Annotated in this window: 22 protein-coding genes; 17 read left to right on the forward strand and 5 right to left on the reverse strand. The window is 49.8% G+C overall.

Annotated features, from left to right (window positions below):
- Positions 1 to 3: 3 nt before the first annotated feature.
- Positions 4 to 1,134, forward strand: a complete 1,131-nt coding sequence (locus tag D9736_RS11130; RefSeq protein ID WP_130258335.1) for a cytoplasmic protein — start codon at positions 4 to 6, stop codon at positions 1,132 to 1,134.
- On the opposite strand, the gene metL is transcribed toward D9736_RS11130, so the two are convergent.
- Together metL and metB are read right to left on the reverse strand one after the other, a co-directional pair.
- A complete protein-coding gene (gene metL, locus D9736_RS11135; RefSeq protein ID WP_107183224.1) occupies positions 1,098 to 3,530 on the reverse strand; it encodes a bifunctional aspartate kinase/homoserine dehydrogenase II in 2,433 nt (810 codons plus the stop codon). The genes D9736_RS11130 and metL overlap by 37 nt on opposite strands.
- 2 nt (positions 3,531 to 3,532) lie before the next feature.
- A complete protein-coding gene (metB, locus tag D9736_RS11140; RefSeq protein ID WP_130258336.1) occupies positions 3,533 to 4,693 on the reverse strand; it encodes a cystathionine gamma-synthase in 1,161 nt (386 codons plus the stop codon).
- A gap of 276 nt (positions 4,694 to 4,969) precedes the next feature.
- On the opposite strand from metB, the gene metJ reads away from it, so the two are divergent.
- Both metJ and D9736_RS11150 read left to right on the forward strand, forming a co-directional pair.
- Positions 4,970 to 5,287 (forward strand): met regulon transcriptional regulator MetJ, encoded by a 318-nt coding sequence (gene metJ / locus D9736_RS11145; RefSeq protein ID WP_000852812.1) that lies wholly within the window; start codon positions 4,970 to 4,972, stop codon positions 5,285 to 5,287.
- A 185-nt stretch (positions 5,288 to 5,472) separates the two neighbouring features.
- The gene (locus D9736_RS11150; RefSeq protein WP_130258337.1) at positions 5,473 to 6,081 is read left to right on the forward strand and encodes a YiiX family permuted papain-like enzyme; all 609 of its coding nucleotides are present in this window, start codon (positions 5,473 to 5,475) and stop codon (positions 6,079 to 6,081) included.
- A 164-nt stretch (positions 6,082 to 6,245) separates the two neighbouring features.
- Here the strand turns inward: D9736_RS11150 and D9736_RS11155 are convergent, their stop codons facing one another.
- Complete coding sequence (locus tag D9736_RS11155) at positions 6,246 to 7,631, reverse strand: MFS transporter (RefSeq protein ID WP_130206592.1); 1,386 nt, start codon at positions 7,629 to 7,631, stop codon at positions 6,246 to 6,248.
- A 389-nt stretch (positions 7,632 to 8,020) separates the two neighbouring features.
- Between D9736_RS11155 and D9736_RS11160 the strand changes: the two genes are divergently transcribed.
- The 4 genes from D9736_RS11160 (at position 8,021) to D9736_RS11175 (ending at position 12,964) form a co-directional block, all read left to right on the forward strand.
- Entirely contained in the window at positions 8,021 to 8,362 is a 342-nt protein-coding gene (locus tag D9736_RS11160; protein WP_130258338.1) for a hypothetical protein, read from the forward strand.
- 140 nt (positions 8,363 to 8,502) lie between these two features.
- The gene (locus D9736_RS11165) at positions 8,503 to 9,735 is read left to right on the forward strand and encodes an ABC transporter substrate-binding protein (RefSeq protein ID WP_130258339.1); all 1,233 of its coding nucleotides are present in this window, start codon (positions 8,503 to 8,505) and stop codon (positions 9,733 to 9,735) included.
- Entirely contained in the window at positions 9,732 to 11,699 is a 1,968-nt protein-coding gene (locus tag D9736_RS11170) for an ATP-binding protein (protein ID WP_130258340.1), read from the forward strand. Before D9736_RS11165 ends, D9736_RS11170 begins: the two co-directional genes overlap by 4 nt.
- Positions 11,700 to 11,701: 2 nt before the next feature.
- Entirely contained in the window at positions 11,702 to 12,964 is a 1,263-nt protein-coding gene (locus tag D9736_RS11175; RefSeq protein ID WP_130258341.1) for a sigma-54 dependent transcriptional regulator, read from the forward strand.
- An 81-nt stretch (positions 12,965 to 13,045) separates the two neighbouring features.
- Here the strand turns inward: D9736_RS11175 and rpmE are convergent, their stop codons facing one another.
- Positions 13,046 to 13,258, reverse strand: a complete 213-nt coding sequence (gene rpmE, locus D9736_RS11180) for a 50S ribosomal protein L31 (protein WP_000710769.1) — start codon at positions 13,256 to 13,258, stop codon at positions 13,046 to 13,048.
- 203 nt (positions 13,259 to 13,461) lie between these two features.
- On the opposite strand from rpmE, the gene priA reads away from it, so the two are divergent.
- The 8 genes from priA (at position 13,462) to D9736_RS11220 (ending at position 22,161) form a co-directional block, all read left to right on the forward strand.
- On the forward strand, positions 13,462 to 15,660 hold the full coding sequence (gene priA / locus D9736_RS11185; protein WP_130258342.1) for a primosomal protein N': 2,199 nt from the start codon (positions 13,462 to 13,464) through the stop codon (positions 15,658 to 15,660).
- Between the two features lie 155 nt (positions 15,661 to 15,815).
- On the forward strand, positions 15,816 to 16,841 hold the full coding sequence (gene cytR / locus D9736_RS11190; RefSeq protein ID WP_130215268.1) for a DNA-binding transcriptional regulator CytR: 1,026 nt from the start codon (positions 15,816 to 15,818) through the stop codon (positions 16,839 to 16,841).
- Positions 16,842 to 16,932: 91 nt separating this feature from the next.
- Positions 16,933 to 17,892, forward strand: a complete 960-nt coding sequence (ftsN, locus tag D9736_RS11195; RefSeq protein WP_130215266.1) for a cell division protein FtsN — start codon at positions 16,933 to 16,935, stop codon at positions 17,890 to 17,892.
- A 92-nt stretch (positions 17,893 to 17,984) separates the two neighbouring features.
- Complete coding sequence (gene hslV, locus D9736_RS11200) at positions 17,985 to 18,515, forward strand: ATP-dependent protease subunit HslV (RefSeq protein WP_000208242.1); 531 nt, start codon at positions 17,985 to 17,987, stop codon at positions 18,513 to 18,515.
- A 9-nt stretch (positions 18,516 to 18,524) separates the two neighbouring features.
- Positions 18,525 to 19,856: an HslU--HslV peptidase ATPase subunit gene (hslU, locus tag D9736_RS11205; protein WP_001293348.1), complete on the forward strand. Its 1,332-nt coding sequence runs from the start codon at positions 18,525 to 18,527 to the stop codon at positions 19,854 to 19,856.
- 66 nt (positions 19,857 to 19,922) lie between these two features.
- Positions 19,923 to 20,849, forward strand: a complete 927-nt coding sequence (menA, locus tag D9736_RS11210; RefSeq protein ID WP_130206608.1) for a 1,4-dihydroxy-2-naphthoate polyprenyltransferase — start codon at positions 19,923 to 19,925, stop codon at positions 20,847 to 20,849.
- Positions 20,850 to 20,941: 92 nt separating this feature from the next.
- Positions 20,942 to 21,427: a ribonuclease E activity regulator RraA gene (gene rraA, locus D9736_RS11215; protein ID WP_000872908.1), complete on the forward strand. Its 486-nt coding sequence runs from the start codon at positions 20,942 to 20,944 to the stop codon at positions 21,425 to 21,427.
- 59 nt (positions 21,428 to 21,486) lie between these two features.
- Positions 21,487 to 22,161, forward strand: a complete 675-nt coding sequence (locus D9736_RS11220; RefSeq protein WP_130258343.1) for a hypothetical protein — start codon at positions 21,487 to 21,489, stop codon at positions 22,159 to 22,161.
- Between the two features lie 250 nt (positions 22,162 to 22,411).
- Here the strand turns inward: D9736_RS11220 and zapB are convergent, their stop codons facing one another.
- Positions 22,412 to 22,657 carry a septal ring assembly protein ZapB gene (gene zapB, locus D9736_RS11225; RefSeq protein WP_001296623.1) on the reverse strand — a complete coding sequence of 82 codons (246 nt, stop codon included), beginning with the start codon at positions 22,655 to 22,657 and terminating at the stop codon, positions 22,412 to 22,414.
- A 424-nt stretch (positions 22,658 to 23,081) separates the two neighbouring features.
- On the opposite strand from zapB, the gene glpF reads away from it, so the two are divergent.
- Positions 23,082 to 23,927, forward strand: coding sequence for a glycerol uptake facilitator protein GlpF (glpF, locus tag D9736_RS11230; protein ID WP_130206614.1), 846 nt, complete (start codon positions 23,082 to 23,084; stop codon positions 23,925 to 23,927).
- 22 nt (positions 23,928 to 23,949) lie between these two features.
- Positions 23,950 to 25,458 carry a glycerol kinase GlpK gene (gene glpK / locus D9736_RS11235; protein WP_130206616.1) on the forward strand — a complete coding sequence of 503 codons (1,509 nt, stop codon included), beginning with the start codon at positions 23,950 to 23,952 and terminating at the stop codon, positions 25,456 to 25,458.
- Positions 25,459 to 25,583: the final 125 nt, after the last annotated feature.

Consider the following 25,583-nt stretch of genomic DNA (forward strand, 5'->3'; position numbering starts at 1 on the left):
TATATGTCGACTCTGTTTACGATTAATGCCTGCAAGTCGTTTGGTTGCCGTAATTTAGGACGGTCAACATCGACAGATTACAGCTGGCCTGACTATCGACTGGGTTATGCAGCATTGCACTGCCGGGCATGTGGAAGCTACCCACCGTTGTTTGACGAACAACAATTTCGTGACTGGTTGTCAGTTCACTTATCTACGTGGGCCTCTGAAAAGGGCCATTTCTGCCCGGTATGTTATGGCACAGAGACGATTTGTTATGGTCACAATCCACAGGGTTCGCAACGCATTCAATGCCGTAACTGCAAAAAGGTCTGGACGCCCAAACAATATCAGAAAGAAATAACGCCTCCAGAAATAATCGAAACGGTTGCTCTTCTGGTGCCATTTCAGGGAGCCAGCGGCGGGCAGAAACTGTATGTTTTAATGAGTTTCGATGCTATTCACGGAAATATTCTTCATCTCTCTACTAATTACACGCAGCATCAAGCGGGAGAAAGCCTGCATTACCGATTTAAAGGAAAAGCAGAATCAGAGCTATACGATAGCAATATCGTACACCGCGTTGATATGCGCGAAGCACAATTTCTACGCCGCAGTCAGTTTGATGAAATTCAGTATGGCAGCGCAGCGCTCAAGCGCAATGCCAAAGGCGCTATTCTGCGTCCGGTTATCACTGCACACGGGCATTTCAGAGTACTGAATATTTTATTCCCGACAGTTAAAACTCATGTTATTTCACACGAGTGTTTTTTAAGAGGCGCCATTATTACGGTCTGGGCTGATCTGTTTCGCCAACAGCAAGGTGAAATTTGGTTCATTGAAGAGGAAATAACTGACTGTACCAATAATATGCCCTGGCGTTTTCAGGGAACAACTTATCACGGCTGGTGGAAAAATCAGTGGCAACTCTGGGAGCAGGGAAAAAATCGTAAAATGGTATGTGCATTAACGGGCGGAAAGAGTAGCAAAGCTGAAATGCTCTCTTTGGCAACCAGCAGAGAATTTATCCACTGGCTACATAAACAAGCAGTATTTACTCACAGCACCCCGCTTTCCGCAGGGCGCGTTACGCAAATACTGCTTTCTCTGGCTCAGGATTACAACAACTGCGCCAGACGGTTGATATCCGACTGAATCGCCCCGGCGGTGACATCACGCCCTGCGCCTGGCCCGCGGATCACCAGCGGATTATCGCGATACCAGCGGCTTTCGATGGCAAAGACGTTATCGCACGGCAGCAAAGAAGCCAGTGGATGATCTTCCCGCACCGCTTCCACGCCCACACGCGCTTTGCCATTGGCATCGAAACGCGCCACGTAGCGCAGCACCAGCCCCATTTCGCGGGCCGCTTCCAGCCGTTGCACCATCTGCTCGTTAAGTTCATCGCCATTTTCAAAGAAATGGTCGATGCTGCCGCCTTCGCAATGGGCAGGCACCAGCGACTCCACGCGTACCTGGTCCGGTTCAATGTTGTAACCCGCTTCACGCGCCAGAATCACCAGCTTGCGCATCACGTCTTTGCCAGAGAGATCGTCACGCGGGTCAGGTTCGGTTAAGCCCTGCTGCCAGGCCTGATCCACCAGCTCGGTAAACGGCACGCTACCGTCGAATTGCAGGAACAGCCAGGAGAGCGTGCCGGAGAAGATCCCGCTGATCGACAAAATGGTATCGCCGCTGTCGATCAGATCGCGCACGGTATGGTTGATCGGCAAGCCCGCACCAACGGTGGCGTTGTATAGCCAGTGACGCCCGGTTTTTTCGAAGGCGTCGTGGATCTGGCGATATTTGTTGCTGTCGCTTGCTCCCGCCAGTTTGTTGGCACTGATGACGTGGAAACCGTGGCTGGCGAAATCGAGATACTGATCAGCAAGCTGCTGGCTGGCGGTAACGTCCAGCACCACTAAATCATCATACGGATGGGCGCGCATCCACAGGAACAACGACTCTTCATCCTGCTCGACGGCTTCGTCGTTGAAGAAGGCTAACGCGCGGCTGGCGTCCAGGCCTTCGTAGCTCAACAGGCTGCGGCGGCTGTCCACCACACCTGCCAGCACAAATTCAAAGCCGGTGCGTGCCGAGAGCGTACTCTGCTCACGGGCGAACAGTTCCAGCCAGCGGGAACCGATATTGCCCTTGCCGAACAAGACCAGGCCGATGCGTTTTTCTGCGCGGAAGACGGACTGATGCAGGCCCTGAATCAGGCTTTCGGTTGGTCCGGTGCGCAGTACTGCCACCAGGCTGATGCCGTCATCCGACTGCCAGGTAAACTCGACCGGCTGGCCTTTCAGTTGCTGCCAGAAGCGGTGGCAATGCAGCGGGTTGCGGGTGACACCCGCCCCAACCATCGCCACCAGCGCCAGCCCCTGACGCAGGCGCAGTTCACCAGGTAATCCCGCTTCGTCGAGGATTTTCAGTGCACTGTCAGCGACTTCTGAGGTGTAGCAAAATTGCAGCAACTGGCGATCGTTATGCACGCCAACTGCCAGTGGACGCACCTGAGCACGTTTCAGGATTTGGTCGATCTCTTTATGCGCCAGTTTGAAATCCTGGCTGGTAGGCACCTGAAACTCAATCAAACAGACATCATCGTGGCTGGTGACAATACGCGCACCAGTACCGGAGGCCAGCACACGTTCAATACGCGTGGAACCTTGATCTGGCGTGTAGCTACAGCGCAGTTGCAGGTCGATTTCGCTGCCAGAAACTGGCTGTAAGGTACGGGCGTGAAGAACGGGAGCCGCCAGACGCGCCAGTTCGCTGGCTTCATCCAGACGCAGCAACGGCAGCAGGCAGGCATCTTTCACTTTACGCGGGTCAGCGCTATATACCCCGGCGACGTCGCTCCAGATGGTTACGCGGGAAACACCCGCCAGCGCACCGATTTGTGTCGCGGAATAGTCGGAACCGTTACGCCCCAGCAGCACCGTTTCACCGGCGTTGTTACGGCTGATAAACCCGGTCACCACCAGACGTTTGCCCGGATGTTGCACCAGCAGTTGTTGCAGCAGCGGGTAAGAAAGTCCTTCATCAACCTGCGGTTGCGCAGCGCGTTCAGCGCGTAAAAACTCGCGGGCATCAAGCCAGGCTGCTGGCAATCCTTGTTGATTAAGTACCGCAGACATCAGGCGCGCCGACCACACTTCCCCGTGGCCCACCACTTCTGCATACACCGCGTCGTTAATACCGCTGTCGAGCAGCGCGGCCAGACGCTCCAGATCGCTGACAAAGGCGCTAATGAGGCTATCGGCTTCTTCGGCGGGTAACAAGCCGCTAATCAGATCGCACTGATAACGACGCAACGTTTGTTGAACCTGATGCGCAGAGAGACGATCGGTCTGGCTTAGTTTCAACCAGTTAATCAACTGGTTAGTGGTGCTACCGGCGGCGGAAACCACCATCATATCGTCGGGCTGGGAGTACTCAGCCATAATGCCCGCTACACGCAAATAACACTTCACATCAGCCAGACTACTGCCACCAAATTTATGCAGTTGACGACCTTTCGCCCCTGCCTGCGCAATCACACTCATTTTTACCCCTTGTTTGCAGCCCGGAAGCCATTTTCCAGGTCGGCAATTAAATCTTCGCCATCTTCAATACCGGTGGAGATACGCAGCAGCGTCTCGGAGATCCCGGCGGCAGCACGCGCTTCTGGCACCATGCCTGCATGTGTCATGGTTGCGGCGTGAGAGATTAAACTTTCCACTCCCCCTAATGATTCCGCCAGCGTAAACAACGACAGCCCGCCCAGGAAACGACGCAGCGTCTGCTCATCGCCATCCAGTTCAAAACTCAACATTGCGCCAAAGCCTTTTTGCTGGCGCGCGGCAATTTCATGCCCCTGATTTTCCGGCAGCGACGGGTGATACAGTTTTTTCACCAATGGCTGGGTTTGCAGGTATTTCACAATCACCTGCGCGTTGCGCTGGGCCAGCTCCATACGCGGCACCAGCGTTCGCAAACCGCGCAGCAGCAGATAGCTGTCAAACGCGCCGCCCGTCACGCCAATATTGTTTGCCCACCAGGCAAGTTCAGTGACAACGTCCGGGTCTTTAGCAATCACCACGCCGGCCACCACGTCTGAGTGACCGTTCAGATATTTCGTACATGAATGCAACACCAGATCGGCACCCAATGCCAGCGGATTTTGCAATGCCGGGCTTAAGAAGGTGTTATCCACCACGCTCACCGCCCCGACTTCCCTTGCCAGATGGCAGATTTTCGCAATATCCACGACGCGTAACAATGGATTACTTGGGCTTTCTACCAGCACCAGTTTAGGTTTTTCTGCCAGTGCCGCCCGCAATGCCTGCTCATCGCCTTGATCAACAAACAACACGCGATAGCAACCGCGTTTCGCCAGGCTGTCGAACAGGCGATAGCTGCCGCCGTAGCAGTCGTGTGGCGCAACCAGCAGATCGCCGGGTTTCAAAAAGACGGTAGTCACCAGGTGGATCGCGGACATGCCGGTATTTGTAAGCACTGCACCAGCGCCGCCTTCCAGTTCTGCCAGCGCCCGCTGAACCACATCGCGCGTTGGGTTGCCGCGACGCGAGTAATCATGCGTGCGCGGTTCGTTAAATCCGGTAAAGTTATAGGTGCTGGAAAGATGGATCGGTGGGACAACGCAACCATACTGTTCGTCGTCATTTAACCCGCTACGCACTGCGATGGTGGCCTGTTTACGCGTCATGTGATGAAGTTTCCTGGGCTTTGTCGGTGAAATGTCAGGCACCAGAGTAAACATTGTGTTAATGGACGTCAATACATCTGGACATCTAAACTTCTTTGCGTATAGATTGAGCAATTCCCCAATAACCGTTAAAATTACATGCATTATCACGCCGACAGGTGCATTACACGATGTCACGGTAGCGCCTGTACGGTAAACTATGCGGGTTTATGGCCATTACCCACATTAATTGTGTGGTCTGGTTTCAATTTATTGACGAAGAGGATTAAGTATCTCATGGCTGAATGGAGCGGCGAATATATCAGCCCATACGCTGAGCACGGCAAGAAGAGTGAACAAGTCAAAAAGATTACGGTTTCCATTCCTCTTAAGGTGTTAAAAATCCTCACCGATGAACGCACGCGTCGTCAGGTGAACAACCTGCGTCACGCTACTAACAGCGAACTGCTGTGCGAAGCGTTTCTGCATGCCTTTACCGGGCAACCTCTGCCGGATGATGCCGACCTGCGTAAAGAGCGCAGCGACGAAATTCCGGAAGCGGCAAAAGAGATCATGCGTGAGATGGGGATTAACCCGGAGACGTGGGAATACTAATGCGGAAAAGAGCGGCGCGGAGTGGAATCGCCTGATGCGCTACGCTTATCAGGCCTACGTCATATTGCAATTTATTGAATTTGCACGAACTTGTAGGCCGGATAAGGCGTTCACGCCGCATCCGGCATAAACAACGAGCACGTTGTCTGCGACCCACCGCTTTTTTTATACATGGACGTTTAACTATGAAAAACAGGCTGCTGATCCTCAGCCTGCTGGTTTCTGTACCTGCCTTTGCCTGGCAGCCGCAAACCGGCGACATCATCTTTCAGATCTCTCGCTCATCGCAAAGTAAAGCGATCCAACTGGCAACTCATTCCGATTACAGCCACACCGGAATGCTGGTGATACGCAACAAAAAGCCTTACGTTTTTGAAGCGGTCGGCCCGGTGAAATACACCCCGCTCAAACAGTGGATAGCCCACGGTGAAAAGGGCAAATACATTGTTCGCCGCGTTGAAGGCGGACTGAATACCGAACAACAGCAAAAACTGGCGCAAACGGCAAAACGTTATCTCGGCAAACCGTATGACTTTAGCTTCTCGTGGAGCGATGATCGTCAGTACTGCTCGGAAGTCGTTTGGAAGGTTTATCAGAACGCGCTGGGAATGCGCATGGGTGAACAGCAAAAGCTGAAAGAATTCGATCTTAGCAACCCGCTGGTCCAGGGAAAGCTTAAAGAACGGTACGGTAAAAATATCCCGCTTGAGGAAACGGTGGTTTCGCCACAAGCCCTTTTCGATGCGCCACAACTCACTACCGTCGCCAAAGAGTGGCCACTGTTTTCGTGGTAATGGATTACTGTGAACACGGCTGGCATAGCGGGATTGTCGTTCCCGCCGCAAACGTTAATCGCGTTTTGCCATAACTCGAAATGCGCTTTACGCAACCAAACTGGTACGAAATCGGTGATGAAAGTAAGCGAGTAGGCCAATCACATCGTGACTGGCCCTAAAACCTAGCTTTTTTGGGTCTGAAGCTCTGGTTGATACGTCTCAGCATCATTTTGACGTTGTTTTTCCATAGCGATCGCACCAAAGTGCGTTAACGTACAGAAAATGATGCAACAGATAACACCAGCAAGCAGAAGATAAAAACCACCATCCCAACCAACCTCATCGACCATAATACCAAACAGGCTTGTACCAAGCGTCGCGCCAAGAATATAGCTCATGAAACCACGCAAACCGACAGCGGAGCCCACGGCAAAACTGGGAACAATTTCCATGGTCTGAACAGAGGCCAGGAACTGCGGAACATAGATAAGGCAGCCCACGCAAGCAGCGAAAATAGTAATAGAGAGTAGAGAATCGCTTTTCCAGTAGCCCAACAGGCAGAAGAAAATCAATACCATACTGATAATCGCTGGCGGCATACGGCGACCATGAAATAATTTATCACTCAACCAGCCAGCAAATAATGTCGTTGGAATAGCCGCCCATTCGAAGATTAAAAATGCCGTACTCATTTCGGTCTTCGTAAAATGCTTCACGCTTAACAGATAAATAGGTAACCAGCTGATAATTCCGAAACGCACCATATAGACAAAAACATCAACGAAAGAGACAAACCAGGCATTCTTATTTTTAAGCACATAGGTACAAAAAATTTGCCAGGCCGTCATATCTTCCGGCGCACGATCATCTTTTGCTTTAATGCTGACGTCGTCCGGAACGATTTCGTTTAATGGCGGCAAACCTTCACTTACCGGTGAACCTTTACCTGACATCAGTACCACGATAGCAATGACAACAGAGACAATCGCTGGAATAACATATGTTGCTATTTTCCAGTGTTCAGTGCCCAGTACGGCAAATGCGCCGCCGACAATCGGAGCAACAATACCGCCACCCACGTTGTGCGAAATATTCCAGACCGCACCGACGATGCCCCGTTCTTTACGAGGAAACCAGTTGGCGATCGTAATAAACGACGGGCCAACACCCATTCCCTGAAAGAAACCATTCAGAATGACAAGTCCTGCAAACATCCAGAATGCGAAACTAAAACCAAGTGCCACGTTAACGAGAGCACAAAGTATTAAACCCACTGCCATATATACTTTGGGATTAGCTTTATCCGCCAGACTGCTCATTATCCCTTTACTAATACCGTAGGCGATCAGCATACAACTGCTTAACAGCCCTATTTGCGTCGCAGAAAGATTAAGCTCTTGTTTTAAATACGGTGTAGAGAGAACAAAGTTATTCCTGACAATGTAATACGAAAGATAACCGATAAATACGCTGAATAACGCCTGCATACGGTAACGATTATAGGTACTTTTCACTTCACTTTCAGGAACCTTATGTGTTGCCACTTTAGGTTTCAATAAAGAAAGCATATATCACCTTCCAGTTCATAGTGTTGTTTAATCAAATAATAATATTCATAGCAATGCTCATTACTACTCTCTGAAGAGTATTTAAAAAGCCTTTGCTTAGTGAGTTTTGAAGATAGTGAAGCAAGAGAGTTTAAGTTACAATACAGGGCAAATGAGTCAAAACTGACTCAAAAAAACAAATTCAATGTTCCATTTCTTTCCCATATTTGATTTTGGAAAATGCAACATGGTTATTATTTAAACCTTAACGTGTTACAACAGGCCCAATTTAAAAAAAATTAGTTTTATTAAAATTTTCATTTTTTGAGTTCAATCACATATTTTGCTTCTATAATCGGGATCATTGAAGATACTTGTTCTTGTTATGCCAGAGAACCATGCTGCACAACATGAAAACCTTCATCACCGCACAACAAAAAGCAGAGTCTGAACACCTTCAGGATATCCGTCGTAACACGCTGATTTGCGCTCAAATTAGGGCCTTTTTTATGGTTTCTGAAGACTGGAACTCCGTCATGATTACTGAGGCGCTAAGTCTGCATCAGGCCACCGCAGATGACCCTATTCACGATAGTGCTTGTTATAACCATCCTCAACGGGTAAAAAAATGGGCTGAAGCCGCCAATAACAAATTTCATTTTTTACTGCTATACAGTCAGAACCTGAATCTGAGAGCGAAAATGTGGAAATTAATTAATGAGCATTTCCGTAGCAGTCACTTGCGGATATAGTAATGCTGGTTGCTTGCCAAATTAATGATAATTTACAAATACAAAAACACATGGCTTGAAGTTCGTTGCTTATGTTAACTAATGGATAACAACATGGATTACAGCCCAGGAATTTATCTCTTATTAATGGGATTTTTGACATGATTCGCATTATACAAAGAGCGCTAATCTGTTGGATTTTATATATCAGCGTTGCCTCAGCGCATGAATTAGTGATTGCTACAACGCTTTCTTCGGAAGCGACAGAGCACATTATCAGTCAATGGCAAAAGCAACCACAGGCAACCAAAATCCGTACGCTCAACCGAACCAGTGCATCTATTGAGCGCCTGCTGGAAAATCCATTGGGTGAAAATATTGATCTGGTACTGAGTTCATCCCCTATGTTGCTACAGCGGTTACAAAGTAAAAATCTGCTCCAGCCATTTAATAATCAAATAGAAACAAGTAGAAAGTTAGTACCGGAATCCATTCGTTCAACCACCGTTGCTGTTGCCATATCGGGCTATGGCATTCTTATCAATGTGGCGCATCTGGAAGACAAAAAAGAGCCTGTGCCAACGTCATGGCAGGAATTAAGTAAGTCGCGTTATCAAGGAACGCTATTAATGAGCAGTCCTTCTCGTTCGGATACTACTCATCTGATGATTGAAGATCTTCTGCAACAACAAGGATGGAGTAGCGGTTGGAGTACACTACTGAAAATAGGCGGTAATCTCGCCACCATTTCATCACGTAGCTTCGGCGTAGCAAATAAGATCAGCACAGGATTGGGGGACGCTGGTCCGGTAATCGACAATTACGCTAACGTACTGCTTAATAATTCAACTTTACGTTTCAGCTATTTCCCCAACTCGCGCGCAGCGCCTATGTTTATTGCCATTACAGAAGGCAGTAATCATCCACAAGAGGCAGGACGTTTTATTGATTTTTTGTTGAGTCCGGAAGGCCAGCAAGCACTGAGCGATTCTGATTCAGGGAAGTATCCGGTATATCCTCTGCCCTCCGGCACTCCACTCGCTGATCAACAAATGCGGTTATTTGCATCTCCTTCGCTTGATTACCCGTTGATAATGCAACGCCAAAAGCTCGTGCAATTGTTATTTGATTATGCGATTACTTTTCGCCTTACCGAGCTTCAGAAAAGTTGGAAAGCATTATATGCCGCAGAACATCGGCTTAAGCGGACATTGCCAGAGGTGCGCGCACTATTAACCGCGGTTCCCATTACCCCGCAACAGTCTGTTAATCCTACATATCTACAGCAATTCGAGCTGCAATCAGGTTTTCGTGAAGCCCAGATTATGGCATGGCAGCAGTTTTTCCTGCAGCAGCAGCAATTAGTGAATTCACAACTTGAGTCATTAAAGTGAAACAACTACATACTATCGGGACGAGCTTGCGTCTCGCCTTTGTTTTTAGTGCCGTTCTTACACTATTCGTTAGTGTAGTTAGCCTTTATTCCTGGCATGAACAAAATTCCCAGGTTCGCTACGCACTTGACGATTATTTCCCACGAATTCAGGCTTCATTTCTTTTTGAAGAAAACCTTACGGCATTGGTAAATGAATTCAATGAGCTACAACAGACAACCAACACAGATAGCCGCCTTCAGGTAAGAGAGCAAATTGAACAACGGCTACAAAAAATTCAGTCAATTAATCCCCATCTTGATTCAGTACATCAAAGTGCGCTTAACCAACAGGTCGCCAGTAGTCGCAAATTGCTTGGCAATCTCGATAAGGCATTGAATGAACACAATAAGGAAAACGGAAAACTCGACGTTATATCGTCAAGAGTTAACTGGTTGCATGACGATTTCAATAATGAACTCAACTCCCTGACTCAGGATTTAAGTTGGCAACAATCATCATTGCTCAATCAGCTCAGCCAACGGAAAGATCTTCACGAAAACCAGGGATTGCAAAATGCATTGCAATCTATTCAAAACGAGTTACAGCTCGTTTTCGAACTCTCACATATAGAAACTGAAATCGTCAGTACCTTAAAGGAGATGCTTAACACGCATAACAATGATACCGAGTCGTTAAGACAACATATTCAATACCTGGATTTTTTGAAGCATAGCATTGACGAAAATGTGCGGTCTTTAGCTTCTTATTCCAGCACTATTACATTACACCAGACAGTTTATTCCCTGTGGGAACTGGGTACACAGCAAAATTATCTACCCGGAACTCTGGCCGCCTGGCAGCAAGCTCAACAGACCCTTATGAATACTATCAGGGATAAAGAGCGTGTTTTTACGCAAATACGCGGCCAATTAGAAACGCAACTGGGTAATAGCCATCAACAGCTACAAACTTTCAATCTGCGATTAGAAAAAATAATGCAAATCAGTGGACTACTGATTTTTGCCGCTATGGTTACGGCCTTACTGTTCGTTATTCTGGTGAATTATTTCTACATTCGACCAAGGATGATCCGCCGTTTTCGCTTACTGAATGATGCCGTCGTCAAATTAAGTAACGGTGAACTCGATGCAGATATTCCAGTCTCCGGCAATGATGAGCTTGGTAGAATTGCCAACCTACTCCGCCAGACGATAGAGCAAATTAATCAGCAGCAACGTCAACTGGGGCAGGAAATCTGTGATCGAATCGCGACAGAAAAAAATCTGCGAACAGCACAAAGTGAATTGATCCAAACCGCCAAACTGGCTGTAGTTGGGCAAACAATGACAACACTGGCACATGAAATCAATCAACCGCTTAATGCATTATCTATGTACCTGTTCAGCGCCAATCGCGCTATAGAGCAACAAGACGCTGGTTTGGCGAAAAACTATATCGTTACGATGCGATCGCTGGTTGAGCGCATGGATAATATCGTTAAACGACTGCGAAACTTCGCCCGCCGACGCGATAGTGAACTCGTAGGCGGAGCAATTAATTTACAGCAGGTAATTTATTCATCCTGGGAGCTTCTGGCATTAAAACATCGACCACTGAAAGCATCTCTTCACTACCCGGATAATTTTCCTGCCGTTTATGGCGACGATGTTTTGATTCAACAAGTTTTAGTTAATTTATTTACGAATGCCCTGGAAGCCAGTCAGGAAAAACCGCCCACAATAACCATTAACTTTGAAGAAGAAGACACCACGTTAACGCTCTATATTGCTGATAATGGAAAAGGCTGGCCAGTGCTTCTGGCTGATCGACTATTAACACCGTTTACGACTGACAAAGCTGTAGGTTTAGGTATTGGTCTTTCGATTAGTCATTCTATTATGCGTCAGTGCCAGGGAGAGCTATATATCGCGTCTACCCTCGACCGCCATGCGTTGGTTATTCTATGTTTCAGGAAACTTTAAGCATGACAGATACAACTCCAACAATACTGCTCATTGATGACGACAATGATGTTCTGCAAGCCTACAGTTCTCTCTTACAGCAAGAGGGCTATGCAGTATGTACCTGTAGCAACCCTTCAGAAGCGCTGCAATTGCTGCAAGATACCTGGGAAGGAATCGTGGTATGCGACGTTTGCATGCCGGATATTTCAGGCATTATGCTGCTGGAAAAAATAATGCTGATTGATCCTAATCTTCCCATTCTGATGATCACCGGCCACGGCGATGTCCCAATGGCCGTTGAAGCGGTAAAAAAAGGAGCGTGGGATTTCCTGCAAAAACCGATTAATCCGGAACAATTTTTATCGCTTATCGAGAAAGCGCTGGCAGAGCGTGAAGATTATCTGGAACAAAAAAAATGGCGACGAGCGCAATTTAATCGGCACTTAATTGGTAACAGTGGCTGGGTTCGTCAGACGCGTCAGCAGCTTGAAACTCTGGCAGAAACCGATCTTCCCGTCTGTTTTTACGGCGAACCTGGAACCGGCAGAACATTAGCCGCCCATTATCTTCACCAATTTAGTTCTCGCAAGGAAAGGCCGTTAATTGAACGCACACTCAGCGCTAATAGTCAGCAACCGCTGGAAGAATGGGTGGAAGAAGCAAAAGGTGGCACGCTGTTATTAAAAGAACTTGAATATTTAACGCAAGAAAATCAGCGTCTCTTGATTCAACTCCAGGAACGCCCACAGGATCGGTCGTTTCGTCTGATTGTTGTTAATCAAAGCCCTCTGGCTGCACTTGCCGCCACACAAAAAATTATTCCCGCATTGTATTTTCTTTTTTCACTTACCCACATCGAATGCCCACCGCTAAGTCAACGCCCGGGGGATATTGAGCCTATTTTTCACCATTATCTGACTCTCACCTGTAAACGATTAAACCGCCAACAACCGCTGCTGGGAAAAACGTTTTATAAACGACTGATGGCGCGAACCTGGCCCGGTAATATCATTGAATTAATAAATGCAGCAGAATTGGTGGCTGTGGGTGTTTTAATGCTGGACGATTCAGTCAGTTTGCAGATGATGGATGCTGATCCAACACCACTTGATGAACGTGTAGAAAGCTATGAAAGACAAATAATTATTGATGCACTCAACTTCTTCCAGGGACGTATCAACGACGTTGCCGATTACTTTCAGATCCCCAGAAAAAAGCTGTATTTGCGCATGAAAAAATACGGTATTGATAAAATGGATTTTCGCGATGTAAAGGAAAAATAAAGATCCAATACGTTATCCTGCTAATGAAAGTTTTCAGGCACAAAAAAAGCGCCGTTCGGCGCTTTTTTCAGAAATCCGGTCTTATTTGCTGCCCGGGATGTTGAAACGCTTGTTGAAGCGGTCAACACGGCCACCGGTAGCAACATCACGCTGTTTGCCAGTGAAGAACGGGTGGCACTTGCTGCACACGTCGAGGTTCAGGTCATGACCAACGGTGGAGCGGATTTTCATTACGTTACCGCAAGAGCAGCTAGCAGTAATTTCTTCGTATTTCGGGTGAATATCTTTTTTCATGGGAAAACCTCGGTTTAAGGCCGCGTCGCTCTTCCAGCCCTAACGCCAGACACCACGCGATGTTTAAAGTATAGTTTCAATACGATCATTTCGTATCAAAGGCGCCGAATCATACAGAAATTAACCAGCGTATGCAAACTGATCCGCACTCCTCTACCGCAATGTGTATACTGTTCCACCGAATTTCAAGTCAGGATGATGCTATGCCCGTTGCCCACGTTGCCTTGCCCGTTCCGCTTCCCCGCACCTTTGACTATCTCCTGCCAGAAGGTATGACGGTTAAAGCCGGGTGTCGCGTGCGCGTGCCGTTTGGCAAACAGCAGGAGCGCATCGGGATTGTCGTGTCAGTTAGCGACGTCAGCGAGTTGCCGCTCAACGAACTGAAAACCGTAGTAGAAGTGCTGGACAGTGAACCCGTTTTTTCCAGTTCCGTCTGGCGCTTACTGCTTTGGGCGGCGGATTACTATCATCATCCAATTGGCGATGTATTGTTTCATGCCTTGCCGATTTTACTGCGCCAGGGGCGGCCTGCGGCGAACGCGCCCATGTGGTACTGGTTTGCTACCGAACAAGGCCAGGCGGTGGATATCAACAGCCTGAAACGTTCGCCTAAGCAACAACAGGCGCTGGCGGCGTTGCGACAAGGGAAAATCTGGCGTGACCAGGTAGCGGAACTTGAATTTAACGATGCCGCACTACAGGCGCTGCGCAAAAAAGGTCTTTGCGAGCTGGCAAGCGAAACGCCGGAATTTAGCGACTGGCGAACGAACTATGCTGTTACTGGCGAACGTCTACGGCTGAATACCGAACAAGCCACCGCCGTTGGCGCAATTCATAGCGCAGCGGATACTTTTTCTGCCTGGCTGCTGGCGGGCGTTACCGGCTCCGGGAAAACGGAAGTTTATCTAAGCGTACTGGAAAACGTGCTCGCTCAGGGCAAGCAGGCGCTGGTGATGGTGCCGGAAATCGGCCTGACACCCCAAACGATCGCCCGTTTTCGTGAACGGTTTAATGCGCCAGTGGAAGTTCTGCATTCCGGTCTGAATGACAGTGAGCGCCTTTCGGCCTGGCTGAAAGCGAAAAATGGCGAGGCGGCGATTGTGATTGGCACCCGTTCCGCACTGTTTACACCGTTTAAAAATCTCGGTGTGATTGTTATCGATGAAGAGCACGACAGTTCCTACAAGCAGCAGGAAGGCTGGCGCTATCATGCCCGCGACCTGGCGGTATATCGCGCGCACAGCGAGCAAATCCCGATAATTCTCGGCTCGGCAACGCCCGCACTCGAAACGCTATGCAACGTGCAGCAGAAAAAATACCGCCTGCTGCGCCTGACACGTCGGGCGGGTAATGCGCGTCCGGCAATTCAACATGTACTGGATTTAAAAGGTCAGAAGGTGCAGGCGGGGCTGGCTCCGGCGTTAATCACCCGTATGCGCCAGCATTTGCAGGCCGATAACCAGGTCATTCTCTTTCTTAACCGCCGTGGTTTTGCGCCTGCACTGCTGTGCCACGACTGCGGCTGGATTGCCGAATGTCCACGTTGCGATCACTACTACACGTTGCATCAGGCGCAGCAGCATTTGCGCTGCCATCATTGCGACAGTCAGCGTCCAGTACCGCGCCAGTGTCCGTCCTGCGGCTCTACCCATCTGGTGCCGGTGGGTCTGGGAACAGAACAACTTGAACAGACGTTAGCGCCGCTTTTCCCTGGTGTAGCCATTTCACGTATCGACCGCGATACCACCAGCCGTAAAGGCGCGCTGGAGCAGCAACTGGCAGAAGTGCATCGCGGCGGCGCGCGAATTTTGATTGGCACGCAAATGCTGGCGAAAGGTCACCATTTCCCGGATGTAACGCTGGTTGCATTACTGGACGTGGACGGCGCGCTGTTTTCTGCCGATTTTCGCTCGGCGGAGCGTTTTGCCCAGCTATACACCCAGGTGGCAGGCCGTGCCGGACGCGCAGGTAAACAAGGCGAAGTGGTGCTGCAAACGCACCATCCGGAACATCCTCTCTTACAAACCTTGCTGTATAAAGGTTATGACGCTTTTGCGGAACAGGCGTTGGCCGAGCGGCGAATGATGCAACTGCCGCCGTGGACCAGCCATGTGATTGTGCGCGCGGAAGATCATAACAATCAGCACGCGCCGCTGTTCCTGCAACAGTTGCGAAATCTCATCCTCTCCAGTCCGCTGGCGGATGACAAACTGTGGGTTCTCGGCCCGGTTCCGGCACTGGCACCCAAACGTGGCGGTCGCTGGCGCTGGCAGATCCTGCTACAATACCCTTCCCGCGTGCGTTTACAGCACATCATTAACGGTACGCTGGCGCTTATTAATACAATACCAGATTCACGAAAAGTGAAATGGGTGCTGGATGTCGATCCTATTGAGGGTTAAACCGCTAACGATGCGAGGCGGATCGAAAAATTAAATATTCATCACACTTTTCATGAAAATTCTGTAACCGTTTTCACGCGCTATCTGCTAAAAATGTTGCCGATATGAAGTAAACACGGATGTAGTACGCCTGACGTGCCAGGCGAGGAGTGAGTGTGAAAGTGAAGAAGCAGGAAACTGCCGCAACCATGAAAGACGTTGCCCTGAAGGCAAAAGTCTCTACAGCGACCGTCTCCCGAGCATTAATGAATCCAGATAAAGTCTCCCAGGCCACCCGTAATCGGGTTGAAAAAGCGGCCCGGGAAGTGGGTTATTTTCCGCAGCCACTGGGGCGTAACGCTAAGCGTAATGAATCCCGAACGATTCTGGTGATTGTCCCGGATATCTGCGACCCCTTCTTTAGCGAAATTATTCGCGGTATCGAAGTCACGGCGGCAAGTCATGGATATCTGGTACTGATTGGCGACTGCGCACACCAAAATCAGCAGGAAAAGACCTTTATCGACTTGATCATCACCAAACAAATTGATGGCATGTTGCTGCTGGGTTCAAGGCTGCCGTTTGATGCAAGCATAGAGGAACAACGTAATCTGCCGCCGATGGTGATGGCGAACGAATTCGCACCAGAGCTGGAACTGCCTACGGTTCATATCGACAACCTGACCGCTGCCTTTGATGCCGTAAATTATCTGTATGAACAAGGGCATAAACTGATTGGCTGTATTGCCGGCCCCGAAGAGATGCCATTGTGTCACTACCGTCTACAAGGCTACGTTCAGGCACTGCGTCGCTGCGGTATTATGGTTGATCCGCAATATATCGCCCGGGGTGACTTCACCTTCGAAGCCGGAAGTAAAGCCATGCAACAGCTGCTCGACCTTCCGCAACCGCCAACTGCCGTCTTCTGTCATAGCGATGTAATGGCGCTCGGCGCACTTTCTCAGGCGAAACGCCAGGGGCTGAAAGTCCCTGACGACCTTTCCATAATCGGTTTTGACAACATCGACCTGACACAATTTTGCGATCCGCCGCTGACAACCATTGCACAGCCGCGCTACGAAATTGGTCGGGAAGCTATGCTGTTACTGCTTGATCAAATGCAGGGGCAAACGGTCGGAAGCGGCTCACGTTTAATGGACTGCGAGCTTATTATCCGGGGATCGACGCGCACGTTATCTTAAAGTAAACCTTTAAGGCTTCCGTGACTGGTCAAAGGCCCGCCGCTTAAGTAACATGGCGGGCTGACGAACGAATAAATACAGCGAAACGATAGTGGCACAACGAGATTATGTACGCCGCAGCCAACCGGCACCTTCGCGGCGAAAAAAGAGCACCTCACGGAAAAAGCAACGAAATATGCCTGCGGTTTCTCCCGCAATGGTCGCTATTGCTGCAGCCGTTCTTGTGACCTTTATCGGGGGTCTGTACTTCATTACGCACCACAAGAAAGAAGAGTCTGAGACGCTGCAAAGCCAGAAAGTGACCGGAAACGGACTACCTCCGAAACCGGAAGAACGTTGGCGCTACATTAAAGAGCTGGAAAGTCGCCAGCCGGGCGTGCGTGCGCCAACAGAACCGTCTGCTGGCGGCGAAGTGAAAACGCCGGATCAGCTGACTCCGGAGCAGCGCCAGCTTCTTGAACAAATGCAGGCTGATATGCGTCAGCAACCAACGCAGCTTGCCGAAGTCCCGTGGAATGAGCAGACGCCGGAACAGCGCCAGCAAACGCTGCAACGCCAGCGTCAGGCGCAGCAGTTAGCGGAACAGCAACGTCTGGCTCAGCAGTCGCGTACGACCGAGCAAAGCTGGCAGCAACAGACGCGTACGTCGCAAGCCGCGCCGGTACAGGCGCAACCGCGCCAGTCTAAACCGGCTTCTACCCAGCAACCGTACCAGGATCTGCTGCAAACGCCTGCGCATACAACCTCGCAGCCGAAGCCACAGCAGGCCGCACCAGTAGCACGCGCGGCTGAAGCGCCAAAACCAACAGCGGAGAAGAAAGATGAACGTCGCTGGATGGTTCAGTGCGGTTCATTTAAAGGTGCTGAACAGGCTGAGACTGTACGTGCGCAGTTGGCTTTCGAAGGCTTTGACTCGAAAATTACCACCAACAATGGCTGGAATCGTGTGGTCATCGGGCCGGTGAAAGGCAAAGAGAACGCTGACAACACCCTCAATCGTTTGAAGATGGCAGGCCATACAAACTGCATTCGGCTCGCCACCGGGGGTTGAAACCCTCAAAATCTCCCCCATCTATACTTGCATTATGCCCCGCACAATTGTGCGGGGCTTGAATTCTGTATTCCTAACCAAGGGGTCTGCTCGTGACAACTATAGTAAGCGTACGCCGTAATGGCCACGTAGTAATCGCCGGTGATGGTCAGGCCACACTGGGTAACACCGTAATGAAAGGCAACGTTAAAAAAGTTCGCCGCCTGTATAACGATAAAGTAATCGCAGGCTTTGCCGGCGGCACGGCGGATGCCTTCACGTTGTTCGAACTGTTTGAACGTAAACTGGAAATGCATCAGGGCCATCTGGTTAAAGCGGCAGTTGAGCTGGCAAAAGACTGGCGTACCGATCGCATGTTGCGCAAACTTGAAGCATTGTTGGCGGTCGCGGACGAAACTGCATCGCTGATCATCACCGGTAACGGTGACGTGGTGCAGCCAGAAAACGATCTTATTGCTATCGGCTCCGGCGGCCCTTACGCCCAGGCTGCGGCACGCGCTCTGTTAGAAAACACAGAACTTAGCGCCCGTGAAATTGCTGAAAAGGCGTTGGATATTGCAGGCGATATTTGCATCTATACCAACCATTTCCATACCATCGAAGAATTAAGCTACAAAGCGTAAGGATCTCCCATGTCTGAAATGACCCCACGCGAAATCGTCAGCGAACTTGATAAGCACATTATCGGCCAGGATAACGCTAAGCGTTCCGTGGCGATTGCACTGCGTAACCGCTGGCGCCGCATGCAGCTCAACGAAGAGTTGCGCCATGAAGTGACCCCGAAAAACATTCTGATGATCGGCCCGACCGGCGTCGGTAAAACTGAAATCGCCCGTCGTCTGGCTAAGCTGGCGAACGCGCCGTTCATCAAAGTTGAAGCGACCAAATTCACTGAAGTCGGTTATGTAGGTAAAGAAGTCGATTCTATTATCCGCGACCTGACCGATGCAGCAGTGAAAATGGTGCGTGTACAAGCTATCGAGAAAAACCGTTATCGCGCTGAAGAACTGGCAGAAGAACGTATTCTCGACGTGCTGATCCCACCGGCTAAAAACAACTGGGGACAGACCGAACAGCAGCAGGAACCGTCCGCTGCCCGTCAGGCATTCCGCAAAAAACTGCGTGAAGGCCAACTCGATGACAAAGAAATCGAGATCGATCTTGCCGCAGCACCGATGGGCGTTGAAATTATGGCGCCTCCGGGAATGGAAGAGATGACCAGCCAACTGCAGTCTATGTTCCAGAACCTGGGCGGTCAGAAGCAAAAAGCGCGTAAGCTGAAAATCAAAGACGCCATGAAGCTGCTGATTGAAGAAGAAGCGGCGAAACTGGTAAATCCGGAAGAATTGAAGCAAGACGCTATCGACGCCGTAGAACAGCACGGGATCGTGTTCATCGACGAAATCGACAAAATCTGTAAGCGCGGCGAATCCTCCGGCCCGGACGTTTCCCGTGAAGGTGTTCAGCGTGACCTGCTGCCGCTGGTAGAAGGTTGCACCGTTTCCACCAAACACGGGATGGTCAAAACAGACCACATTCTGTTCATCGCTTCTGGTGCATTCCAGGTTGCGAAACCGTCTGACCTGATCCCAGAACTGCAAGGTCGTCTGCCGATCCGCGTTGAGCTGCAGGCCCTGACCACCAGCGACTTTGAGCGTATTCTGACCGAGCCGAATGCCTCTATCACCGTGCAGTACAAAGCACTGATGGCGACCGAAGGCGTGAATATTGAGTTCACCGACTCCGGTATCAAACGCATTGCAGAAGCGGCATGGCAGGTAAACGAATCTACCGAAAACATCGGTGCGCGTCGTTTACATACCGTTCTGGAGCGTTTGATGGAAGAGATTTCCTACGACGCCAGCGATTTAAGCGGTCAAACCATCACTATTGACGCAGATTATGTGAGCAAACATCTGGATGCGTTGGTGGCAGATGAAGATCTGAGCCGTTTTATCCTATAATCGCGTTCAATCATTTTCATCATTGTTTGATGGGGCTGAAAGGCCCCATTTTTATTGGCGCGTATTATGACTGAACAACAAATTAGCCGAACTCAGGCGTGGCTGGAAAGTTTACGACCTAAAACCCTCCCCCTCGCCTTTGCTGCAATTATCGTCGGGACGGCGCTGGCATGGTGGCAAGGTCACTTCGATCCGCTGGTCGCTCTGCTGGCACTCATTACCGCCGGGCTATTACAGATCCTCTCTAACCTCGCCAATGACTACGGTGATGCCGTCAAAGGTAGCGACAAACCTGACCGCATTGGACCTCTGCGCGGCATGCAAAAAGGGGTCATTACCCAGCAAGAGATGAAACGGGCGCTCATTATTACCGTCGTGCTCATTTGCCTCTCTGGACTGGCGCTGGTCGCAGTGGCGTGTCATAACCTGGCTGATTTTGTCGGCTTCCTGATTCTTGGTGGGTTATCAATTATCGCCGCTATCACCTATACCGTGGGCAATCGCCCTTATGGTTATATCGGCCTGGGTGATATTTCCGTACTGGTTTTCTTTGGCTGGTTGAGCGTAATGGGCAGCTGGTATTTGCAGGCGCATACGCTGATTCCGGCGCTGATCCTTCCGGCAACGGCCTGTGGTCTGCTGGCAACGGCGGTGCTTAACATTAACAATCTGCGCGATATCAATAGCGACCGCGAGAATGGCAAAAACACACTGGTAGTGCGCTTAGGTGAAGTGAACGCCCGTCGTTACCATGCTTGCCTGCTGATGGGCTCGCTGGTGTGTCTGGCGCTGTTTAATCTCTTTTCACTGCATAGCCTGTGGGGTTGGCTGTTCCTGCTGGCAGCACCGTTGCTGGTGAAGCAAGCCCGTTATGTGATGCATGAAATGGACCCGGTGGCGATGCGTCCGATGCTGGAACGCACCGTCAAAGGAGCATTACTAACTAACCTGCTGTTTGTTTTGGGAATATTCTTAAGCCAGTGGGCTACATAACTGACAAATATCAATTAACAATTGATGATTTTGCCAACAACCCACATAGCGCGATATACTGAAAATTCTCGCAGCAACTGAATGTTAAGCCTATGAAATACGATACTTCCGAGCTTTGTGACATCTATCAAGAAGATGTCAACGTCGTGGAACCGCTGTTCTCCAACTTTGGTGGACGGGCGTCGTTTGGCGGACAAATCATCACGGTAAAATGTTTCGAGGACAACGGGTTGCTGTACGATCTGCTCGAACAGAATGGCCGTGGTCGTGTCCTTGTCGTCGATGGCGGTGGTTCTGTTCGTCGCGCACTGGTCGATGCTGAACTGGCGCGTCTGGCAGTACAAAATGAATGGGAAGGCCTGGTCATTTACGGCGCGGTGCGTCAGGTAGATGATCTGGAAGAACTGGACATCGGCATCCAGGCGATGGCGGCAATTCCGGTTGGTGCCGCTGGCGAAGGCATTGGCGAAAGCGATGTCCGCGTCAATTTTGGCGGCGTCACCTTCTTCTCCGGCGACCATCTCTATGCCGACAATACCGGGATTATTCTTTCTGAAGATCCGCTGGATATTGAATAACTCTCTGCCATGCGTTAAAAGGGGAATTAAATTCCCCTTTTTTATACATGGACGTATTCATGCAAAATATTATTCTTTTAATTTTATATTTATTTCTTATAGCCGTTAACCATTTCCGCTACAAATTCCTTTTATCTGGCAACACCGGTGAAATGATTTTATATTTTGCTAACGTATTTTTTAACCCACTTGCCCTATCATTTATTATCGCCACAATCATCTGCATAACGATAAAAAAAAGAAGCAGCCGCAGCTTTATTCGCGGTACTTGTTGGTTAATGGGATTATTTCTTATCTATAGCAGCTATACGGTGTGGGAACGACACAGCACATGGGATTATACTTTCTCGGGGCCAGGTATCACCGTCACGGTTCCGAGCAAACAGTGGGTTGCCAATATAGTAAAACAAGGACCAACCCTGGTGACTCGGGATGCCCATGCTATTTTAGCTATTGTTGCCTTCTCACAAAATGAACTCGGTGTACATTCAATCGAGGAACTTACCGCGACTCAAAACGGAACTGCAGAAATGCATGTTTGTGATGTTCAGGGATTTGCCTGCGCTTATCAGGAAGGAGTGCAAACAATGAGTGATGGCAAAGTAAGACATGCTATTTTCATGACTCTACTGGATAACACTAATTTGATACAACTGGTCGCAGCCATCGACCCAGATTATTTGGACGAATATCAAGAAGAAGTAATGAAAATGATGCTTTCTGCCCGTCAATGATCTGATTGATATATTATTGATACGAGATGCATTATCTTATTAATACTATAGATATTAGTTGTTTTTCTTAGTCACCTTCAGCACAGCAATCTGTGGTACGGGGTCCCTGGCATGGCTGGAAAATATATCAGTTCAGTCTTTCTGGGGTCACTATTACGTCCCGTGCTTGTGTCAGGTCTTTTATGCGCATTCGCTCAAAAACACTGAAGTAAAAAATAAGGCGCCTTGCGGCGCCTCTGCGTGGAAGAGATTAAACCTCTTCCATACGACCCAGCAGGGCCTGCAGACGTTCCTGCCAGCCGTTCTGCTGTTCTTTCAGATGGTTGTTCTCACGCTCCAGCTCTTCGCGCTGATGCTGGGCATTTTGAACTTCCTGCGACAGTGAGTTGTTTTTTTCTTTCAGCTCTTCGATTTCCATCTGCAACAGAGTGATGGTATCAATCGCCTGCTGTACTTTTGCTTCCAGTTTCTCAAACACTTCTAATGACATCGTCATACCTCTCCTGAATTGCAAGGCGTTGATGGATAAAAATCCTCGTCCCGATTACCGGTGACGCCTTAATAAATACGAGCGCATTTTAGTTAGCTCCGATTGTATGAAGCCGCGCCATCGCTGTCCAGCGGCACGCCTTGGAGATTACGGTTTGCCACACTTTTCATCCTTCTCCTGGTGACATAATCCACACCTATCGAAAATGTTAACAAAATTGTTGCGCGAATGATCTAACAAACATGCATCATGTATAAACAGATGAAATAAATAGCGCGATAACGCTCATTTTATGACGAAGCACACACATTTTAAGTTCGATATTTCTCGTTTTCGCTCGTTAACGATAAGTTTACAGCATGCCTACAAGCATCGTGGAGGTCCGTGACTTTCACGCATACAACAAACATTAACTCTTCAGGATCCGATTATGAGTCAAACATCAACCTTGAAAGGCCAGTGCATTGCTGAATTCCTCGGTACCGGGTTGTTGATTTTTTTCGGTGTCGGTTGCGTTGCTGCACTTAAAGTCGCTGGCGCGTCTTTTGGTCAGTGGGAAATCAGTGTTATTTGGGGGCTGGGGGTGGCGATGGCCATCTATCTAACCGCAGGGGTTTCCGGCGCACATCTTAATCCAGCTGTCACCATTGCGTTGTGGCTGTTTGCCTGTTTCGACAAGCGCAAGGTTATTCCTTATATCGTTTCACAAGTCGCCGGAGCTTTCTGCGCTGCGGCATTAGTTTACGGGCTTTACTACAATTTATTCTTCGACTTCGAGCAGACCCATCATATTGTTCGCGGAAGCGTTGAAAGTGTTGATCTGGCGGGTACTTTCTCTACTTATCCTAATCCTCATATCAATTTTGTGCAGGCCTTCGCAGTTGAGATGGTGATTACCGCTATTCTGATGGGGCTGATCCTGGCGTTAACGGACGATGGTAACGGCGTACCGCGCGGCCCTTTGGCTCCCCTGCTGATTGGTCTACTGATTGCGGTCATTGGCGCATCTATGGGTCCATTAACGGGCTTTGCCATGAACCCAGCACGTGATATCGGTCCGAAAGCCTTTGCCTGGCTGGCGGGCTGGGGCAATGTCGCCTTTACCGGCGGCAGAGACATTCCTTACTTCCTGGTGCCGCTTTTTGGCCCTATCGTTGGCGCGATTGTAGGTGCATTCGCCTACCGCAAACTGATTGGCCGCCATTTGCCTTGCGATATCTGTGTTGTGGAAGAAAAGGAGATCACAACTCCTTCAGAACAAAAAGCTTCGCTGTAATGTGACTACGGGACAATTAAACATGACTGAAAAAAAATATATCGTTGCGCTCGACCAGGGCACCACCAGCTCCCGCGCGGTCGTGATGGATCACGATGCCAATATCATTAGCGTGTCACAGCGCGAATTTGAGCAAATTTACCCAAAACCAGGCTGGGTAGAACACGACCCGATGGAAATCTGGGCCACCCAAAGCTCCACACTGGTAGAAGTGCTGGCGAAAGCAGATATTAATTCCGATCAAATTGCAGCTATCGGTATTACGAACCAGCGTGAAACCACCATCGTCTGGGAAAAAGAAACCGGCAAGCCTATCTATAACGCTATTGTCTGGCAGTGCCGTCGTACCGCCGAGATCTGTGAGCATCTCAAGCGTGACGGCATGGAAGAGTACATTCGTAACAACACCGGTCTGGTGATTGATCCGTACTTCTCTGGCACCAAAGTGAAGTGGATCCTCGACCATGTGGAAGGCTCCCGCGAGCGTGCTCGCCGTGGTGAACTGCTGTTTGGTACGGTTGATACCTGGCTTATCTGGAAAATGACTCAGGGCCGCGTTCACGTCACTGATTACACTAATGCGTCTCGTACCATGTTGTTCAACATCCATACTCTGGACTGGGACGACAAAATGCTCGACGCGCTGGATATCCCGCGTGAGATGCTGCCAGAAGTACGTCGTTCTTCCGAAGTGTACGGTCAGACCAACATTGGCGGCAAAGGCGGCACGCGTATTCCGATCGCCGGGATTGCGGGCGACCAGCAAGCGGCACTCTTCGGCCAGTTGTGCGTGAAAGAAGGGATGGCGAAGAATACCTACGGTACCGGCTGCTTTATGCTGATGAACACCGGCGAGAAAGCGGTGAAATCAGAAAACGGTCTGCTGACCACCATCGCCTGCGGCCCGAGCGGAGAAGTAAACTACGCGCTGGAAGGTGCGGTGTTTATGGCGGGTGCCTCCATTCAGTGGCTGCGCGATGAAATGAAGCTGATTAACGACGCCTACGATTCCGAATACTTTGCCACTAAAGTACAAAACACCAACGGTGTGTATGTCGTTCCGGCGTTTACCGGACTGGGTGCGCCCTACTGGGATCCGTATGCGCGCGGGGCCATTTTCGGCTTAACGCGTGGGGTGAACGCCAACCACATCATCCGTGCGACGCTGGAGTCTATTGCTTATCAGACGCGTGACGTACTGGAAGCGATGCAGGCCGACTCCGGTATTCGTCTGCACGCACTGCGCGTGGACGGCGGCGCGGTGGCGAATAACTTCCTGATGCAGTTCCAGTCCGATATTCTTGGTACCCGTGTTGAGCGCCCGGAAGTTCGCGAAGTGACTGCGTTGGGTGCGGCCTATCTTGCTGGTCTGGCGGTTGGCTTCTGGCAAAATCTCGACGAACTGCAAGAGAAAGCAGTGATTGAACGCGAGTTCCGTCCTGGCATCGAAACTACCGAGCGTAATTACCGTTACGCTGGCTGGAAAAAAGCGGTCAAACGCGCGATGGCCTGGGAAGAACACGACGAGTAATGTCAGGCACCTGAACCGATTGCCTGATGCTGATCGCCTGATGCGACGCTTACGCGTCTTATCAGGCCTACGAGCCGGATACATATCCGGCATGTCGCAGACTCTGAAATCGTGCGGGGGCAACC

Origin of the sequence: Escherichia sp. E10V10, assembly GCF_004211985.1 — a bacterium.
Taxonomy (GTDB): domain Bacteria; phylum Pseudomonadota; class Gammaproteobacteria; order Enterobacterales; family Enterobacteriaceae; genus Escherichia.

Excerpts from the sequence above, each read along its gene's own strand:
- D9736_RS11130 (WP_130258335.1), top strand. The coding sequence starts at position 4 with ATGTCGACTCTGTTTACGATTAATGCCTGCAAGTCGTTTGGTTGCCGT.
- metL (WP_107183224.1), bottom strand. The coding sequence starts at position 3,530 with ATGAGTGTGATTGCGCAGGCAGGGGCGAAAGGTCGTCAACTGCATAAA.
- metB (WP_130258336.1), bottom strand. The coding sequence starts at position 4,693 with ATGACGCGTAAACAGGCCACCATCGCAGTGCGTAGCGGGTTAAATGAC.
- metJ (WP_000852812.1), top strand. The coding sequence starts at position 4,970 with ATGGCTGAATGGAGCGGCGAATATATCAGCCCATACGCTGAGCACGGC.
- D9736_RS11150 (WP_130258337.1), top strand. The coding sequence starts at position 5,473 with ATGAAAAACAGGCTGCTGATCCTCAGCCTGCTGGTTTCTGTACCTGCC.
- D9736_RS11155 (WP_130206592.1), bottom strand. The coding sequence starts at position 7,631 with ATGCTTTCTTTATTGAAACCTAAAGTGGCAACACATAAGGTTCCTGAA.
- D9736_RS11160 (WP_130258338.1), top strand. The coding sequence starts at position 8,021 with ATGAAAACCTTCATCACCGCACAACAAAAAGCAGAGTCTGAACACCTT.
- D9736_RS11165 (WP_130258339.1), top strand. The coding sequence starts at position 8,503 with ATGATTCGCATTATACAAAGAGCGCTAATCTGTTGGATTTTATATATC.
- D9736_RS11175 (WP_130258341.1), top strand. The coding sequence starts at position 11,702 with ATGACAGATACAACTCCAACAATACTGCTCATTGATGACGACAATGAT.
- rpmE (WP_000710769.1), bottom strand. The coding sequence starts at position 13,258 with ATGAAAAAAGATATTCACCCGAAATACGAAGAAATTACTGCTAGCTGC.
- priA (WP_130258342.1), top strand. The coding sequence starts at position 13,462 with ATGCCCGTTGCCCACGTTGCCTTGCCCGTTCCGCTTCCCCGCACCTTT.
- hslU (WP_001293348.1), top strand. The coding sequence starts at position 18,525 with ATGTCTGAAATGACCCCACGCGAAATCGTCAGCGAACTTGATAAGCAC.
- menA (WP_130206608.1), top strand. The coding sequence starts at position 19,923 with ATGACTGAACAACAAATTAGCCGAACTCAGGCGTGGCTGGAAAGTTTA.
- rraA (WP_000872908.1), top strand. The coding sequence starts at position 20,942 with ATGAAATACGATACTTCCGAGCTTTGTGACATCTATCAAGAAGATGTC.
- D9736_RS11220 (WP_130258343.1), top strand. The coding sequence starts at position 21,487 with ATGCAAAATATTATTCTTTTAATTTTATATTTATTTCTTATAGCCGTT.
- zapB (WP_001296623.1), bottom strand. The coding sequence starts at position 22,657 with ATGACGATGTCATTAGAAGTGTTTGAGAAACTGGAAGCAAAAGTACAG.
- glpF (WP_130206614.1), top strand. The coding sequence starts at position 23,082 with ATGAGTCAAACATCAACCTTGAAAGGCCAGTGCATTGCTGAATTCCTC.
- glpK (WP_130206616.1), top strand. The coding sequence starts at position 23,950 with ATGACTGAAAAAAAATATATCGTTGCGCTCGACCAGGGCACCACCAGC.